This is a genomic window from Allostigmatella hybrida (genome assembly GCF_020103775.1).
Taxonomy (GTDB): Bacteria; Myxococcota; Myxococcia; order Myxococcales; family Myxococcaceae; genus Hyalangium; species Hyalangium aurantiaca.
Map to the genome: position 1 here is coordinate 28,361 of NZ_JAHXBH010000034.1, position 16,286 is coordinate 44,646.

At 69.5% G+C, this 16,286-nt stretch carries 16 protein-coding genes; 5 read left to right on the forward strand and 11 right to left on the reverse strand.

All coding sequences use genetic code 11. From position 1 onward, the window contains the following. The first annotated feature begins 8 nt into the window (after nucleotides 1-8). Entirely contained in the window at nucleotides 9-479 is a 471-nt protein-coding gene (locus KY661_RS32525) for an NUDIX hydrolase (protein WP_225413908.1), read from the forward strand. Here the strand turns inward: KY661_RS32525 and rpoZ are convergent. Beyond that, the gene (rpoZ, locus tag KY661_RS32530) at nucleotides 476-751 is read right to left on the reverse strand and encodes a DNA-directed RNA polymerase subunit omega (protein ID WP_075011260.1); all 276 of its coding nucleotides are present in this window, start codon (nucleotides 749-751) and stop codon (nucleotides 476-478) included. The two genes, KY661_RS32525 and rpoZ, sit on opposite strands and share 4 nt — an antisense overlap. A 116-nt stretch (nucleotides 752-867) precedes the next feature. Beyond that, nucleotides 868-1,317 (reverse strand): CHRD domain-containing protein, encoded by a 450-nt coding sequence (locus KY661_RS32535; protein ID WP_225413909.1) that lies wholly within the window; start codon nucleotides 1,315-1,317, stop codon nucleotides 868-870. 260 nt (nucleotides 1,318-1,577) lie between these two features. On the opposite strand from KY661_RS32535, the gene KY661_RS32540 reads away from it, so the two are divergent. Together KY661_RS32540 and KY661_RS32545 are read left to right on the forward strand one after the other, a co-directional pair. Further along, nucleotides 1,578-2,402, forward strand: coding sequence for a nucleotidyltransferase (locus KY661_RS32540; RefSeq protein ID WP_225413910.1), 825 nt, complete (start codon nucleotides 1,578-1,580; stop codon nucleotides 2,400-2,402). Continuing rightward, nucleotides 2,386-3,090, forward strand: a complete 705-nt coding sequence (locus KY661_RS32545; RefSeq protein ID WP_075011286.1) for a metallophosphoesterase family protein — start codon at nucleotides 2,386-2,388, stop codon at nucleotides 3,088-3,090. Before KY661_RS32540 ends, KY661_RS32545 begins: the two co-directional genes overlap by 17 nt. 8 nt (nucleotides 3,091-3,098) lie before the next feature. Here the strand turns inward: KY661_RS32545 and KY661_RS32550 are convergent, their stop codons facing one another. Genes KY661_RS32550 through KY661_RS32565 form a run of 4 tightly spaced genes read right to left on the reverse strand, consistent with a single transcriptional unit; the run spans nucleotide 3,099 to nucleotide 7,697 of the window. Beyond that, nucleotides 3,099-4,580, reverse strand: a complete 1,482-nt coding sequence (locus KY661_RS32550) for a DUF4340 domain-containing protein (RefSeq protein ID WP_225413911.1) — start codon at nucleotides 4,578-4,580, stop codon at nucleotides 3,099-3,101. After that, complete coding sequence (locus tag KY661_RS32555) at nucleotides 4,577-6,130, reverse strand: GldG family protein (RefSeq protein ID WP_225413912.1); 1,554 nt, start codon at nucleotides 6,128-6,130, stop codon at nucleotides 4,577-4,579. The genes KY661_RS32550 and KY661_RS32555 overlap by 4 nt, the downstream gene beginning before the upstream one ends. Nucleotides 6,131-6,133: 3 nt before the next feature. After that, nucleotides 6,134-6,937, reverse strand: coding sequence for an ABC transporter permease (locus KY661_RS32560; RefSeq protein WP_075011265.1), 804 nt, complete (start codon nucleotides 6,935-6,937; stop codon nucleotides 6,134-6,136). A 31-nt stretch (nucleotides 6,938-6,968) separates the two neighbouring features. Then, entirely contained in the window at nucleotides 6,969-7,697 is a 729-nt protein-coding gene (locus tag KY661_RS32565) for an ABC transporter ATP-binding protein (protein ID WP_225413913.1), read from the reverse strand. A 74-nt stretch (nucleotides 7,698-7,771) separates the two neighbouring features. On the opposite strand from KY661_RS32565, the gene KY661_RS32570 reads away from it, so the two are divergent. Beyond that, nucleotides 7,772-8,968, forward strand: a complete 1,197-nt coding sequence (locus tag KY661_RS32570; RefSeq protein ID WP_225413914.1) for an aspartate kinase — start codon at nucleotides 7,772-7,774, stop codon at nucleotides 8,966-8,968. Nucleotides 8,969-9,096: 128 nt separating this feature from the next. Further along, nucleotides 9,097-11,634, forward strand: coding sequence for a N,N-dimethylformamidase beta subunit family domain-containing protein (locus KY661_RS32575; RefSeq protein WP_225413915.1), 2,538 nt, complete (start codon nucleotides 9,097-9,099; stop codon nucleotides 11,632-11,634). 18 nt (nucleotides 11,635-11,652) lie between these two features. On the opposite strand, the gene KY661_RS32580 is transcribed toward KY661_RS32575, so the two are convergent. The 5 genes from KY661_RS32580 to KY661_RS32600 all read right to left on the reverse strand — a co-directional run bounded on the left by KY661_RS32580 (nucleotide 11,653) and on the right by KY661_RS32600 (nucleotide 16,058). Then, on the reverse strand, nucleotides 11,653-12,618 hold the full coding sequence (locus tag KY661_RS32580; RefSeq protein WP_225413916.1) for a TerC/Alx family metal homeostasis membrane protein: 966 nt from the start codon (nucleotides 12,616-12,618) through the stop codon (nucleotides 11,653-11,655). A 115-nt stretch (nucleotides 12,619-12,733) separates the two neighbouring features. Then, the gene (locus tag KY661_RS32585) at nucleotides 12,734-13,828 is read right to left on the reverse strand and encodes a protein-glutamate methylesterase/protein-glutamine glutaminase (protein WP_225413917.1); all 1,095 of its coding nucleotides are present in this window, start codon (nucleotides 13,826-13,828) and stop codon (nucleotides 12,734-12,736) included. Beyond that, nucleotides 13,825-14,262 carry an Hpt domain-containing protein gene (locus KY661_RS32590; protein ID WP_225413918.1) on the reverse strand — a complete coding sequence of 146 codons (438 nt, stop codon included), beginning with the start codon at nucleotides 14,260-14,262 and terminating at the stop codon, nucleotides 13,825-13,827. The genes KY661_RS32585 and KY661_RS32590 overlap by 4 nt, the downstream gene beginning before the upstream one ends. A gap of 142 nt (nucleotides 14,263-14,404) precedes the next feature. Next, complete coding sequence (locus tag KY661_RS32595; RefSeq protein ID WP_225413919.1) at nucleotides 14,405-15,358, reverse strand: ATP-binding protein; 954 nt, start codon at nucleotides 15,356-15,358, stop codon at nucleotides 14,405-14,407. A 55-nt stretch (nucleotides 15,359-15,413) separates the two neighbouring features. Beyond that, on the reverse strand, nucleotides 15,414-16,058 hold the full coding sequence (locus KY661_RS32600; RefSeq protein WP_225413920.1) for a hypothetical protein: 645 nt from the start codon (nucleotides 16,056-16,058) through the stop codon (nucleotides 15,414-15,416). Nucleotides 16,059-16,286 lie beyond the last annotated feature (228 nt).

The following is a 16,286-nucleotide window of genomic DNA, read 5'->3' on the forward strand; positions in this document are numbered from 1 at the left end:
GCGGCGCTATGCCGCGCGAGGCGTCCGCTGGAGGTGTCGTCATCCGCGAGAACGCGGAAGGGTGGGAGGTGGCCGTCATCCGCCCCCACGGGCGGAGCCTGTGGGCCCTGCCCAAGGGGCACGTGGACCCGGGCGAGACGCCCGAGCAGACCGCCATGCGCGAGGTGCACGAGGAGACGGGCCTCACCGTCACGCGGATGGCCCCGCTGGGGGAGATTCGCTACGTGTACCAGTTCCGGGGACAGCGCATCTTCAAGCGCGTCCACTTCTTCCTGTTCCGGTACCAGGCGGGGGACCTGGGAGCGCTGCCGCCGGGCCCCCGGGTGGAGGTGGACGAGGTGCGCTGGGTGCCGCTGGCGCAGCTGGTGTCGCTGCTGGGCTACAAGGGGGAGAAGTCCATCGCCGCGCGTGCGGTGAAGCTGCTGCGCGCGGCGGACTCCACGCCCCCGGGCTCGCCGCCGGAGGAGACGCGCGGCTAGACGGCCGGGGTGCTGGGCGCGCCACCCGCGGGGGCCTTCGAGGCCTCCTCGCCGGCGTACTTCCCGGACAGCGCCTCGCGCACGTCCCGGTCGAACTTCACGCGGCCGGTGGCAATCTCCCGCAGCGAGAGCACGGGCGGCTTGTTCTTGGAGATCTCGATGATGGGGCGGGCACCGGCCATGAGCTGGCGGGCGCGCTTGGCGCCGAGCAGCACCAGGGCAAAGCGGTTGTCCACCAGGGGGAGGCAGTCTTCGACGGTAATGCGAGCCATGGAATCCCTTCAGGCTTCGATGGGGAAGTGCCGGAACCTAAAGAGGGGGCCCGGGCGAGTCAAGGAAGGATACGAGGGAGGGGCAGCCAGGCGGACAGACGGTGCCCTCCCGGGCACTACTCCTTCTTCCGGAGCTGGCCGCGCACCTCGCCGTGCTCCCGGGTCCGGCTCTCCAGCGTTACGTACCACCGGCCATTCTCGAGATCCGTGGCCTGCGCGTCGCTCGGCGTGAACTCCCGGCACGAGCCCGGCCCCGAGCCCAGCGTCAGCGTGCCGCTGGTGGCCTGGGGGGCCCCCAGGAGGCACAGGGGCTCGGCGGTGCTGTTCTCATCGGCCGGGCCCCGGAGCCGGGCGGCGCTCACGTTGCTGGCCAGTTGGGTGAAGCGCCCGGACACCTCCAGGGTGTTGCCGTCGAGCTTCACCGTCACGCTGCCCGAGCCGTTGGTGGTGACCGGCTCGGGCCTCACCGCCGCGCCCGTCAGGGATGCGGTGAACTCCGAGCTGCCCCCGCACGCCACGAGGGCCAACGCTGGGACCGCCGCGAGCAGGAACCGATTCATCTTCATGGCAGGTGCACTCCGATCAAGGTGCTTGAGGACACGGCAGGGCGCATTGCCTAGCAGCTTGTGCTGTTCCCTTTCTACCCTGTCCGGCGGAGCCGGCGTTCCGCTGTCCCCGGGTCCTAGTGAGGAAAAAGCCAGTGATGGTGGGCACTTGGAGGGCGGCTGCCTGCCCTCCAGGCGTTCGCGGCGCGGTGGAGGACGGGCAGGGGGGCCGTTCCTACTTTTGGCTCATGGAAAAGCGCCATCCGAACCATCCCGGGGAGATGGGCCTTGATGCGGCCCTGGCCGAGCAATCCAGGGCTCCCGACGAGATCAACGCGCGGGCCCGTGCCATCGGGTTGCTGACCGAGGCGGGCGTCCCCTTTGTCGTCGGTGGCGCTTACGCCTACGCCGCCCATACCGGCATCTACCGCGATACCAAGGATCTGGACCTGTTTCCGCGCAAGCGCGACGCGGGCAAGGCGCTGGAGATTCTGGAGCTGGACGGGTGGCGCACCGAGCGCACCGACGATGTGTGGCTCTACAAGGCGTTTTGCGGCGAGTACTTCGTCGACTTCATCTTCTCGTCCGGCAACGGCGTGGCCGTGGTGGACGATGAATGGTTCGAGCATGCGAAGAAGACCATGATCTTCGGCCACGAGTGCCTGGTGGCACCGGCCGAGGAGATCATCTGGTCCAAGTGCTTCGTCAACGAGCGTGAGCGCTACGACGGCGCGGATGTGAACCACCTTCTGCTCAAGATGGGCCGGCAGATGAACTGGGAGCGCCTGATGCGGCGCTTCGACCGGTACTGGGAGGTGCTCCTCAGCCACGTGATGATGTTCCGGTACGCCTACCCGTGTGAGCGCGACTGCGTGCCGGACTGGGTGATGGTGGAGTTGATGTCGCGCACGCTGGACACGGTGCGTGAAGGCAACTGGGAAGAGAAGATCTGCCGCGGCAACATCATCTCGCGGGTGAACTACCACGTGGACATCAGCCACTGGGGGTACCGCAACGGCCGCGCATGGGACGAGAACCAGAGACACCAGGGAGGTAAAAGTGGCGCGAGACCCGAGCTCGAAGATACGGCTGGCAGCGGTCGGTGATCTTCACTGCCGCGAGGATCAGCACGGCCGGTTCCGACAGTTCGTCAAGCAGGTCAACGCCTCGGCGGACCTGCTGTTGTTGTGTGGGGACCTGACGGACCGGGGCATGTTGGAGGAGGGCAAGGTGCTGGCGGAGGAGCTGTCCGCCCTGCGCGTGCCTTGCGCCGCGGTGCTGGGCAACCATGACTATGAGCATGGCCAGGTGAAGGACATCTGCGCGGAGCTGTCCAAGGTGGGGGTCCACGTGCTGGATGGGGACCACTTCATCTTCGAGAAGGTGCTGGGCATTGCCGGCGTGAAGGGCTTTGGCGGCGGGTTCGGCAACGCCACGCTGCAGGCCTTCGGCGAGGGGCAGACGAAGTCCTTCGTCCAGGAGGCGGTGGCCGAGTCGCTCAAGCTGGAGGCCGCGATGAGCCACCTGGATACGCCCAAGCGGGTGGTCATCATGCACTACTCGCCCATTCCGGAGACGCTGGAGGGCGAGAACATCGAGATCCGGCCCTTCCTGGGGACGAGCCGTCTGGCGATGCCCATTGACCACTACCGCGCCGAGGCGGTGTTCCATGGCCATGCGCACCACGGCACCCGGGAGGGAAAGACCCGGGGCGGCATCCCCGTCTACAACGTGGCGATGCCCTTGATGGCCAAGCACACCCCGGATCAGCGGTTCGCGCTGCTGGAGATCTGACCGGGCGGTCAGGGCGGGGCGGTGGGCGGAGCCTCCAGCACGTCCTCGGGACGTGAGGGCAGCTCCGCCAGCCGTGCCTGCTCCACCTCCAGGATTTCGTCGCCCGAGCCCCGGGCGTACACGTGCTCGCTGCGGCCTGGGACTTCACGGCCCAGGCTCAGCCGGGCCAGCTCCCGGCCCTTCGCGTCCAGGAGCACGGCCCCCCGGGCGGTGGGGGTGATGCCGTAGGCGGCCCACTTCTTCGCGGCAGGCTCGCCGATGGCCGCGGCCTTGAGCGTGCCGAGGAGCTTGAGCAGCGCGGCCACCTTGTGGGTCTTGGCCTTGCCGGGCTGGGGTGACACCACCTGCCACGCATCCAGCGGCCCTGTTCCCGGGCCCGTTTTTTCCAGGGTGATGGGGGCAACGTCCGGCCCTCCGTGGAAGACGAGGCGCTTCACGTCTTCCCGGCGGAAGGCGAGCACGGTGGTGTCCCGCAGCGCGGGAATCCCTGGCGTCAGCACGGCCGCTGCGGCCTCTGGCACCTGCGCCAGGAGGGCCTCCTGCCCTTGCTCGCGCAGGGCGTACACCGTGGCGCCAGTGGGCCCTTCCACCCGGGAGAGGCGCACGCGCACCGGCTCCCCTTCCGTGAGGGAGAACAGGGCCTCCACCTGGGGCGTGTCCAGGCCCAGCCGCGCGCGCTCCCCGGCCGTGTCCGGGGGGAAGGCGAGCGCCCGCTGCTCCCGGAGCGACTGGATCATCTTCTTGACCTTGGCCGCGTCCGCGCGAAGGGGCGACGGCTTCGTGAACCGCCACGCCTTGTCCGCGTCCTGCTCCAGGGTGTAGCCCCCGGCCTTCGCCGTCACGGTGAGGGCCTTCAGCGACGGCTCCTCCACGCCGAGGAACTCCTTCTCGCGCAGGGCGTACAGGTCCTTGTCCAGCGCGTAGCGCACGGAGCCGTCCGCGGCGTAGACGCGCGGGTCTCCCTCCCGGCGCACGTACACGGAGCCATCGAAGGCGTTCTCGTTGCCCCCGTGCAACGTCACCGTCCGCTGGCGGTCCGGATCCTCCTGGCCCCCCCCACGGGCATCCGGAAGGTAGGCCTGGGCCGTGACCGAGAAGACGGGGGGCTGGAGGCCGTACTTCTGGAGGTCCGCCTCCGTGGGGGCCTCCGTCACGGTGCTCTTGAACTTCGCGGACTGGAGCTGGCGGAGGAGGTTGTCCACCGTCCACTTGTCCGCGCGGGCCGCGACGGGGGCGGTGATGTGCCAGGTGGACTCCTGGCGTTCCAGGACGGTGGCTTTGCCCTGGGACTGCACGGTGATGCGCGTGAAGACGGGCGCGGCCGTACCGCCATCCTCGGAGGCGCCCTCGGGGCCGGTGGCCGCGAAGATCTGTTCCTTGGGGGGCGGGGCTGCGTCCCCTGACTTCTTCTGGCACGCCCCGAGGCTCATTCCCGCCGAGGCCACCGTGAGGGCGAACAGGAGCCGCAGGGGCTGGGTCAGGGGGCTCATGCGTTGCGCCTCGACAGCCAGATGGCGAGCCCCAGGCCCATCAGGGACAGGGGCAGCACGTCCGTGGACACGAAGCGGAGCTTGTCCAGCATGTCCGGGTCGAGCTCCAGCGTGGACACCTCGCGGTCCGGCGGGCGGACGGTGATCCGCTCCACCTGATGGGCCGCCCAGCCCACCGCGTTCATCACCAGGTTGCGGTTGCCCTCGTGGCCCCAGTTCGAATCGAGGAGCAGCTCCGAGTCTCCCATCACCACCACCCGCGCCTCATCGAAGCGCTTGCCCGGCGCCGCCTTCGTGTCCCGCGTGCTGGCCGACACCAGGGTCATCTGGCCGGACTTCTCCCCGTCGGAGAGGGTCGCGTCGGCCTCGGGTGTGGATTCGATCCACGCGAAGGGGGAGGTGAGCACCACGGCCTCCACCTTCACCCCGGGCGCCAGCCCATGGCGCAGCAGCGTGAGCCCCCGGGCGGTGGGCAGTCCGGTGTTGAGCTGCTGGGCTTGCAGGGGCGCGGTCATCTCATGCTCGCCGTAGAACGTGGAGAGCAGGGCGTAGGGGTTGCCCGCGTTGAACTGCGGATCCGCGACGACGCCCTTGTCCACCTCCACGCCGTACTCCTCCAGGAGCGCGTTCAGCCGGGGCTCCGCCTTGAACTCCGCGAAGTAGAGCATCCGTCCCCCCACCGCCAGGTACTTGCGCAGCACGTCCTCCTCGGGGGGCGTGTAGGGCGCCCTGGCGCCGGCGATGAGGACCAGCGCGGCATCCTTCGGCACCTCCTCCAGGCCGGCCAGGTTGAGGACCGCTGGGGTGTACCCCTCCCGGATCAGCTGCTTGAGGAACCCCGTGAGGCTGGCGCCGGCATTCCCTTCCAGGGACCACTCGCCATGGCCCACCACGAAGTACACCTTCTGGGAGCCCACGGCGTTGAGCTTGAGCAGGGCGTTGGTCAGGTCCTGCTCGGAGATGGCGAGCAGCGGGGTGTGGGCCTCCTGAGCGCCCTCACCGCGCGTGAGCACCACCAGCGTCTGGCCCGGGTTGAGCTGGTACCTCGCCGCCAGCTCCGGGTGCCGGACCGGGTCCTGGAAGGTGTACTCGAACTTCCCGGGCGCCTCGGCGTGGTAGCGCGCGAAGAGCTCCTGGAGCGCGTCGTAGGAGGGGTGATTGGGGGGCAGGAAGGCGATGGCGCGCACGGGCTCCTGGAGCCCGGCCAGCGTGGTGCGCGTCTGGGGGGCCAGCGTGAAGAGCTTCTCCCGGGTGAAGTCCCACGTGGGGTTCGTCTTGAACGCCAGGTAGTTGAGCCCTCCCAGTACCGCCAGGGCCACCAGGACCTGCGCGGCCGTCGAGGCGGCGAAGAGGCTGGAGCGGCGCGAGGCGAACTGGCCGAACTGCTGGAAGTTCGTGGCGGCGTAGAGGCCCAGCAGCACCAGCCCCAAGCAGGCCTTGGCGGCCGTGAGGACCAGCGAACCGGAGGTGATGAACAGGGTGAACGGGCTGGACAGCAGGAGCAGCAGCCCCAGCGCGCCAAGGATTTTGCCGACGTTGGCCTTGTTCATGGCTCAAGCCCAGCGCTGCGCCTCCACCGTGCGGTGGGTGAGCAGCAGCGAGAAGAGGATGACGGAGAGGAAGAACACCAGGGACTTCACATCCAGCACCCCGCGCAGGAGGTTCTGGAGCTGCGTGTCAAAGGAGAGGTAGCTGATGAAGGTACGCAGGGGCTCCTCCACGCTCTGCACCAGGCCCCGCAGCAGCATCCACGGCAGCAGCACCACGAAGGTGAGCAGCGCGGCCACCATCTGGCTCTCGGTCAGCGCGGAGAGGAACATCCCCACCGCCATGCAGGTGGCCCCCCACAGCAGCAGCCCCACGTACCCCAGCAGCACCGTGGGCCACTCCAGCACGGTGCCCGAGGTGCTCGTCCCGAAGGCGGACAGGAGCAGCGGGAAGACCAGGGTGAGCCCCAGCGTGGCCGAGATGATGCCCAGGCCACCCAGGTACTTGCCCACCACCAGCTCCAGGGGCCGCACCGGCACCGTCATCAGCAGCTCGAAGGTCTTGTTGCGCTTCTCCTCGGCGAACAGGCGCATAGAGAGGAAGGGCGCCACGAAGAGGGTGATGATCATCACGATGCCCCACAGCTGGATGACCACCCCATCCGTGAGGTTGCGGTAGACGGCGGCCTCCGCGGGCAGCTTGGACCAGCCCGCCTGGCGGGCCTGCTCCTGCACCGCCTGGAAGGCCTGGAGCAGGCTGATGAAGAACACCGAGGAGATGGCCACCATCGCCGTGAAGACCGCATAGGCCCACGGGGTGGTGAAATAGATGGACAGCTCCTTGCGGGCGATCGCCAGGGCGGTACGCATGCGGGTCCTCTCGACAGTCGCGCGGTGCCGCTCAGGCGGCGGTCAGCTTGATGAAGATCTCCTCCAGCGAGGCACTCTCCGGCTGGCCGTGCACCGTGGCCAGCTTCTGGAGCTCCTCGTAGGCGGCGATCTTCCCTTGGTGGATGATGAGCACCTTCTCACACGTCATCGTCACCTCGGGCAGGATGTGCGTGGAGAGGATGACCGTGTGCTTGCCCGCGAGCCCCTTGATGAGGGCGCGCAGCTCCGAGCGCTGGACCGGGTCCAACCCCTCGGTGGGCTCGTCCAGGATGAGCACGGGCGGGGCGCCCAGCAGCGCCTGGGCGATGCCGGCGCGCTGCTTGTAGCCCTTGGACAGGTTCTGCAGGACGCGGCCCATCACGTCCGTCAGCCCGGTGAGCCCCGCCACCCGGTCCACCTCGGCCTTCAGCCCGCGCCCGGGCAACTGCTTGAGCGAGGCCACGAACTTCAGATACCCCTGCACCGTCATCTCCGGGTACAGGGGCGGGGTCTCCGGCAGGTAGCCGATGCGGCGCTTCACCTCCAGCGGGTGCTCGAACACGTCGAACCCCGCCACCCGGGCCGTCCCCTCCGAGGGAGGAAGGTACCCGGTGAGGATCTTCATCGTCGTGGACTTGCCTGCCCCGTTGGGGCCCAGGAATCCCAGAACCTCCCCTTCGTTGACGCGGAAGGTGAGCTGATCGATGGCGGTACGGTCCCGGTAGCGCTTGGTGAGGTTCTGGACCTCGATCATCGGCATGGAGAAGCTGTCATGGAAGGGCTTCCCCGGCGTGTCAAGGTAACGGCCGTCCGGGAACGGAGCTTGGAGCGTTTATGCCCATCGTGGTCCAGAAGTACGGCGGCTCGTCGGTCGCCGATGTGGAGAAGCTGCGCAAGGTGGCCCAGCGGGTGAAGGCCAAGCGGGAGGCGGGCTACCAGCTTGTGGTGGTGGTCTCGGCCATGGGGGACACCACGGACGAGCTGCTGACGCTGGCCAAGCAAGTTTCACCGGATCCGCCCCGGCGCGAGCTGGACATGCTGCTGACGTGTGGAGAGCGCATCTCCATGGCGCTCCTGTCCATGGCGCTCCAGGAGCAGGGCGTGCCCGCCATCAGCTTCACCGGCAGCCAGAGCGGCATCATCACCAACGATGCGCACTCCCAGGCGCGCATCGTCGAGGTGCGGCCCTACCGCATCCTCGATGAGCTGGGGCGCGGCAAGGTCGTCATCGTCGCGGGCTACCAGGGCGTCTCCTTCAAGAAGGAGGTGACGACGCTGGGGCGCGGCGGCTCGGACACCACGGCGGTGGCGCTGGCGGCGGCGCTGGAGGCCGAGGCGTGTGAAATCTACTCCGACGTGGACGGCATCTTCTCGGCGGATCCCCGGGTGGTGCCGGACGCGCTCAAGCTCGAGGCGCTCTCCTATGACGAGATGCAGGAGCTGGCGAGCGCGGGGGCCAAGGTGCTCAATGCCCAGGCGGTGGAGTTCGCCAAGGCCAAGGGCATCGTCATCCTGGCGCGCACGGCGCACGGCCAGGGCACGGGGACGGCCATTCAAGAGCTGGCGGCCACGCCCGACGTTCGCGTCAAAGGGGTGACGGCGGAGCAGGAGATGGCGGTGCTCGCGGCGGACTCGGCGCAGGTGAAGCTGCCCGAGCTGCTTGAGTTCCTGGACGCGCGTGGGGTGCGCGGGCGGGCGCTGAGCTTCGATGGCCTGTTGGGACGGGAGGCGCGCACCTACATCGCGGTGCCGCTCCAGGATGTGCACGGGCTGGAGGTGGTGCGAAAGGACCTGGCCATGCGCTTTGGCGAGGCCGTGTCCCTTCAGGAGGAGCTGGGCACCGTCACCTGTGTAGGCGCGGGCATCAACGCGGACTGGATGCACCTGCGCCGGGCGCTGCTGGCCGCCGAGGAGACGGACGCCCGGGTTCATGCCATCCATACCTCGCCCCTGCAGCTCTCGTTGCTGGTGGAGAAGGTGTGCTTGAAGCGCCTCACGGCCCGGCTGCACCGGGAATTTCTCGGGGCGTGAGCGCGCGGCGGCCCTGGGCCTGGCCCTGGAGGGCGTAGGAGTGTTGACGCTGCTTCCCCTGGAAGGCGGTTCGCTTCTCATCCTGGAGGACATGCTTACCGTCGAGGTTCCAGGCAGCGGAGGTCCGCATGACACAGGGGTGGCGGTGGGGCGGAACGGCGGCGGCGGTGGTGTGCCTCTTCTTGGGGCTGGCGAGCTGCCAGGAGGGCGGAACACACCTCTCCCCGGCCCCCCCGGACAGCCGGAGCGACACGCCTCCGCTGGAAGGCTCTCCCCCCCCGGCGGCCCCAGGAGAGGGGAACGGGAGCACGCCAGAACAGCCCCTGCCGCCCTCCTATGATGCGGCCGCCATCCTCAAGGAGAACCAGCGGCCGGGGGCCCGGGACTGGCGCATCACGCGCAACGCCCACAACGGAGAGATTGAGGGCTACCCCCTCGTCACCACGGTCACGCCGGGGCAGCGCGTGCCCGTGGCGGTCAACGTGTCCGAGCCGCGCGCCTTCCGGTGGTTCGTCTACCGGCTCGGCCACTATGGCGGCCTGGGGGCGCGGGAAGTCGCCCGGGGCGGTGCCGTTCCGGGCGCCCGGCAGCCGCCATGCCCCGCGGAGGAGGCCACGGGGGTGGTGGCCTGTCAGTGGACGCCCACGTTCGAGATTGAAACGAAGGAGGACTGGGTGCGCGGCGTGTACGTGGTGAAGCTGGTCCGGGAGGACAACTACCAGCGCTACGTGCCGTTCTTCGTGAGGGACGAGAGCCCCCGCTCGGAGGTGGTGGCGCTGATCCCCACGGCCACGTGGTCGGCGTACAACACCTGGGGGGGCACGAGCCTCTACGACGACAAGCTCGGGGTGATGAAGAAGTACGGCGTCAGCCGTGCGTTCCAGGTCTCGTACGACCGGCCGTACTACCGGGGGCAGGGGACCGGGCACCTGATGCTGGATGACGTGGGGCTCATCCAGTGGCTGGAGTCCCAGGGGCTGGACGTGGGCTACGTCACCAACGAGGACCTCGATGCGAGCGGCGATTTCCTGAGCGCGGCCAAGGTCCTGTTCCTGTCCGGGCACGACGAGTACTGGACGGGCACGCTCCGGGACCGGGCGGATCAGGCCGTGGCGGAGGGCCGCTCGCTCATCAACCTCGGCGCCAATCAGGCCTACTGGCACGTGCGGCTGGAGCCCTCGAAGGACGGCCGTCCGCGGCGCCTCATCACCTGCTACAAGGGCGACTCGCGCGAGCCGGTGGGCGCCCGGAGCCCGCTGCGCACCGTGAAGTTCCGCGATGCGCCGCTGTCCCGGCCGGAGAACGCGCTGTTTGGCGTGATGTTCAACAGCCGCTGGCATCAGTTCGCGTTCCCGACGGTCATCACCCACCCGGGGCACTGGGCGCTGGAGGGAACGGGCCTCCAGAAGGGCGATACCCTCTGGATGACGAACGGCTACGAGCAGGACGCCATCGTCCCGAACGGCCAGACGCCCCCGGGCGTGGAAGTGCTCGCGGACTCGCCCTCCCTGTCCCTGCAGGGGGCGTTTGGCTTCAGCCAGATGGTGGTGCGGCAGCAGGGCACGGCGTGGATCTTCTCCTCGGGAGGCATCGACTTCGTGCAGGTGCTGGCGGGGACGCAGGCCGCGGATCCCCGGGGGGCCCGCATCGTGGCCAACGTGCTCTACCGCGCGCTGGGCCGCCCCGTGCCCGGGGACCTGGTGTCCTTCCGGCCGCGTGAGCCCGTGGCGCCCCGGGGCCCCTTCGCGAGCCGCGTCTTCACCGTGGCGGGGCAAGCCGGGATGCGGGGAAACATCGACGGCCCGGATGGGACGGGGCAGCTGGGGGCCCCGGTCGCCGTGGCGGTGCTGCCCGGGGGCGGATGGGTGGTGGCCGATGCGCTCGCCAATTCCGTCAAGCGCGTCTCCCCCCTGGGGGCAATCCACACGGTTCTCACCGGCCTCAACGGGCCCATGGGCGTCGCCGCCGATGCCTGGGGCAACGTCTACGTGGCGGACTCGGACAACCACTGCATCCGCCGCCTCTCGCCCGATGGGACGGCGACGGTGTTCGCGGGCGCGGTCATGGCGCCCGGCCAGACGGATGGCGCGGCCAAGGCGGCGCGCTTCAACCAGCCCGCCGGGCTGGCCTTCACGCCGGGCGGTGATTTGCTGGTGGCGGATCTGGGCAACGGCGTCATTCGCCGGGTGGAGCTCGCCACCCCCGGGAACCCGGTGACGACGGTGCAGGCGGACAAGTGGATGTACCGCCCATCGGCGGTGGCGGCGGCGGCGGACGGGACGCTCTACGTCGTCGAGACGGGCATGGCGCGCGTGCTGGAGCTTCGCCAGGGGGTGGTCTCCGTCATCGCGGGCTCCACGCCGGGCTACGCGGACGGTGCTCCGGCCAACTCCCAGCTCCTGCCCTACCTGGGCATCGCCGTGCTGAAGGACGGCTCGGTGGTGGTGGCGGATCCGGGCAACTACCGCCTCCGGCGCATCCTCTTCACCGCGGGTGGCAAGCCCTCCGAGGTGACGACCCTGGCGGGCACGGGCCGCTTCGGTTCACAGGATGGCGAGGGCCGGACCGCGGACTTCGTCCTGCCCGCGGGCCTGGCGGTGGCCGCGGACGGGACGCTCTACGTGGCGGACGCGGGCAATGCGCTGCTGAGGGCCGTGAAGCCGTGACACCACGGCCCCCGCAGCTTAGTGGGCACGCGCGGGCTTGCCCGGGGGCGGATTCTGCGGGCGCTGGGGATGCCGGTGCTTCCACACGAGGCTGGCCACGATCGAGGTGCCAATGCACGCGATGATGACGAGGACCGACAGCAGGGGGGACACATGGACCCAGTTGTGGGGGATGACCATCTTCAGGCCCGCGAAGGCCAGGACCGCGGCCAAGCCGTAGTGCAGGTAGCGCAGCTGGGTGATGACGTGCGCCAGGGCGATGTACAGGGCGCGCAGGCCGAGGATGGCGAAGACGTTCGAGGTGTAGACGATGAAGGGATCGTGGCTCACCGACAGCGCGGCGGGCACCGAGTCGAGGGCGAAGGCCACGTCGGTGAATTCAATGGTGAGCAGCGCCACGAGCATGGGGGTGGCCAGGAGCTTGCCGCCGTGCCGGACGACGAAGTGGGTCCCCTCCAGCGTGGGCGTCACGGGCAGCCGGCGCGACAGCCAGCCCACCATCTTGCTCTCCTTCTGCTTGAGCGGATCCTCCCGGGCGACCCGGAAGGCGGTGAAGAGCAGGATGGCACCGAAGACGTAGACGACGGCGTGCCAGCGCGCCAGGGCCTCCAAGCCCGCGAAGATGAAGAGGGCCCGGAACACCAGGGCCCCGAAGATGCCCCAGAACAGCACCCGCCGCTGTTCGAGCTCGGGGATGTTCAGGCTCCGGAAGATGACGAGGAAGACGAAGAGGTTGTCCAGGCTCAGGCTCTTCTCGATGAGCCAGGCGCCCAGGTACTCATGGGCGGGCTCGGCGCCGTACATCACCCAGACAAACACCCCGAAGCCCAGGCCGAAGAGGATCCACCCGATGCTCCAGGCGATGGCGCTGCGCTTCGAGGTGGCGTGATGGCCGCGGTGGGCCACCAGGTCGATGCTGAGCAGCGCGATGACGAGCACCCCGAACGCTATCCATCCCCACGCCGGCACCTGAATTGCTTCCATCTCTTCCACCCCGGGCCTCCGTTATTCCGGCAGGAGGCGATGAGGGAGAAAGTAGCCATGCGGGCGGCTTCCTGGGAGGGCCCGGAGCCTTACCCGCAGGGCAGGCAGGCAGGCCCTAGAACTTGGTGCTTCCGGGGAGATCGAACCCCAGGGGACTTGCGCGGGTGACGCGGCGGAGGATTTCGCTCCCCAGGCCCTTCAGCGGAACCACCTGGTGCGCGACGCCCGAGCGCATCACCGCCCGGGGCATGCCTCCCACCACGCACGTCTCGGGGTCCTGGACGAGGATCTGTCCTCCCGCCTCGTGGACCTCCTGGCTCCCCTTGGTCCCGTCCTGCCCCATGCCGGTCATCACCACGGCCAGCACGCCCGAGCCCAGGACGGACGCGGCGGAGCGGAAGAGCACGTCGGCCGCGGGCCGGCAGGAGTTCTCCGGCGGGCCCTGGTGGGTCAGCAGCCGCACCGCGGCCCCATCCCGGATGAGCCCCAGGTGGAAATCCCCGGGCGCAATCCACACGTGGCCCGGGCGCAGCACCTCGCCCGTGCGGGCCTCCTGGACGCGGATCCGGCACAGCGTGTCCAGCCGCTCGGCGAAGAGCCGGGTGAAGACCGGGGGCATGTGCTGGGCGATGAGGATGGGCACCGGGAAGCTGGGCGGCAGGGAGGTGAGCACCTCCGTCAGCATGTTGGGACCGCCCGTGGAGGCGCCAATCACCACCGCCGTGACGCGCGAGGGCTTGGCGATGGGCACCGGGGATTCGATGGGGCGGGGCCGCTTCACGGGGCCGTGCGCCTGGAGGTTGCGCGCGTGCAGGGTCTTGATCTTCGAGATGAGCTGGCCCTGGACGTGCTCTAGGGGCGCCCCCTCCGGAATGCTGGCCGAGGGCTTGGTGACGTAGTCACTGGCCCCCAGCGCGAGCGCATCCAGGGTGAAGGGGCCCGCCCGCTCCGTCATCGCGCTGAACATCACCACCGGCAGGTGCGGTGCCTTGTTGCGCAGCACCTTGAGCACCTCCAGCCCGTTCATGTCCGGCATGGCCAGATCCAGCACGAGGATGTCCGGGCGGACTTCCTCCACCTTCTCCAGGGTGATGCGGCCCGTGGCCGCCACCGCGACCACCTCCAGGGACGGGTCCGTGCCGAGCATCTGGCAGATCTGCCGCCGGGCCACCGCGGAGTCATCCGCCACGAGGATGCGGATGGGCGTCATGACCGCCCCTGGGGCGCGCGCGCGGGGGGAGGGACCGCCGGGGAGGCCCCCTCCTGCAACCGCCGCAGCCGCGAGAGCAGCTCCGCGTCGTCCGCCCCAGCCTCGGAGCCGGTGGCCTCAATTCGCTCCAGCCCCTTCCGCAGGGTCTCCGCCAGGGCGGCCAGGGCGGCCCGGTGGCCGGGCTCCAGGACCAGCCGCTGCTGGCGCGCCAGCTCGAGCAAGTCCTCTCCCGCGCGGGCAAGCGTCTCCATCCCGCCGAACCGCAGGAAGCCGCACGCGCCCTTCACGTTGTGGATGTAGCGGTAGAGGTCCATGAGCAGCTGCGGGGAAGGGGGCTCGCCCTCCAGGCGTGGCAAGGCCGCCTCGAACGGAGCGAGGTTGTCCCGGCTCTCCTGAAGGAATTCCTGCAGAACTTCGTCGTCCTTGGTCCCCATGCCCTTGCCCAGAGCGTAGCGCGACTCGCGCGAAACGGTGAATCAAGGGATGGGGGGGAAGTGTCGGGTCCCGGGCTGCGGAGGCCCTCCCGCCAGAGTCACGGATGACCCGCTGCGAGCCCCCCAGGGCCTGGAGGGGATGTCAGCGGCCGGAGCGCCCCGCCAGCGCGGGCTGAGAGGTCCGCGACTCCATCTCCTGGCGGGTCCGGCGGCGATCGGGGGTGTCCTTGGGCAGCTCGACGAAGGTGCACATCTCGCACAACCGGCTGTAGATGCGCTCTCCCACGCGTTCGTTGAGCAGCTCGTTGCCGCGCAGCGCGCTCTTCGTGTCCTCGGTGGAGTGGTAGCCGTTCGCCGCGCGCACGCTCTTGCGCTCCGGCTCCAGCGAGTAGTTCGTCGCGAAGAGGGTGGTGCGGTTGGCGTTGTAGCGCCGGGCGATCAGCTCATCGAGCGTCTCCATCTCGAACGGGCTGCCGCGCCCCTTGCCCAGCTCGTCGATGGCCAGCACCTCCACCTCGGAGAGCGGGCCGATGATTTCGCCGCCGCTCTTGCCGTCCTGGAAGCCCCGCCGGATGGTGGCGTAGAGCAGGGAGATCTCCACGTAGCGGGCCTGCATCCCCACCTCGAGCACCAGGTGCGCCAGGGTGGCCGCCAGCAGGTGGGTTTTGCCCGTGCCGACCGGGCCGCTCAGGATGAAGCCCGTGTTGGGCCCCTTCTTGTCGAACTGGTGGGAGAACTGCATGGCCACGCTCCGGGCCCGGTCCTGCTCGGGCTTGGCGGAGCGGTAGTTGTCGAAGTTCGCGTGGGCCACCACGCCGGGCAGGCCCACCTCGTTGTAGCGCGCCACCCGCCGCGTCCGCAGCGTGCACGCGCAGGGCGCCAGCACCTCATACTTGCGCGCGCCCACCTTCTTGCTGAAGGTCTCCTCGCGCTGGACGAGCATGTGGCCCCGGCCGCCGCACACGGAGCACGTCACCGAGCAGTCGCAGATCCGCGCCTGGGCCCGGTCCCCCTGCCGGGCGACGACATAGGTCAATCCCCAGCACATCCCGCACGCGCCACCACTCAATTTGTTGCCCATGTCGGTGCGATCCATAGCAATCCCCCGGGGTGGCAAACTGCTGGCCGGATGTTCAGTGGGTCTCATGCGCTCAGGTGTCCACCGCGCCCAGGTGGCGGCGCACCTGGACCAGGACCCGGAAACGCCGCGAGAGCCGGCGCGAGCGGGGGGACATCGCCTGGGCATCCGCCCCCTCCAGCCGCGCCGCCCGCCACAGCGGCATCCGCTGGTCAAAGGGCAGGGCGCGCAGCAGCGCCAGGAAGACGCGCGTCTCCTGCGCATCGAACTGGGAGGGCTCCTCGGGCACGGCGGCGAGCACCCGGCCCTGTAGCTCCTCCACGGTGGGCGCCAGGGCGGGCCACTGCTCGGAGATCCGCTCCAGGGTGGCCCGCAGGCGCGCGTGCCGTGTCTCCTCCCAGGTAGGGCTGCGGCGCTCGGACTCCGTCTGCCCCGCGCCCGCGCTGCGCGCCAGGTACTTCTTGATCTCCGCGTCCACCTGCCGACGGCACGCCCGGAGGTTGCGCAGCACGGGCTCCCCGGGGCGGGCATCCCAGAGGGCCTTCTCCGCGGAGCGGGCAATGCCCCGGGCCACCACCTGGAAGGGCACCCCCAGGCGGGCCCAGGAGTTCAACAGCTCGGTGTCGAGCGCCGACAGCATCAGCCCCGCACCGCGCACCGCGAGGAAGTAGTCCTGGACCAGCTCTTCGAAGCTGGCGCTTTCGGGCAGGAGGCTCATGATCCGGCGGACGGTCCCAGGTAGAGCGGCCAGGCAATCGACCGCTGCTCCTCCCATACCCCCTGGGTCCGACATGGCAATGTTCCGGACGTTCTTCACGCAGCGTCGCGGCACTTTTCCAGTCTGATTTTCCGTCAACAGCGGCCGAGCAGGCTCAGTTGACCGGCCTTGCGGACCCTGGGCATAGTGCCGCCCTCGAATGGAAATTCCTAAAGAGTCCCGGCCACT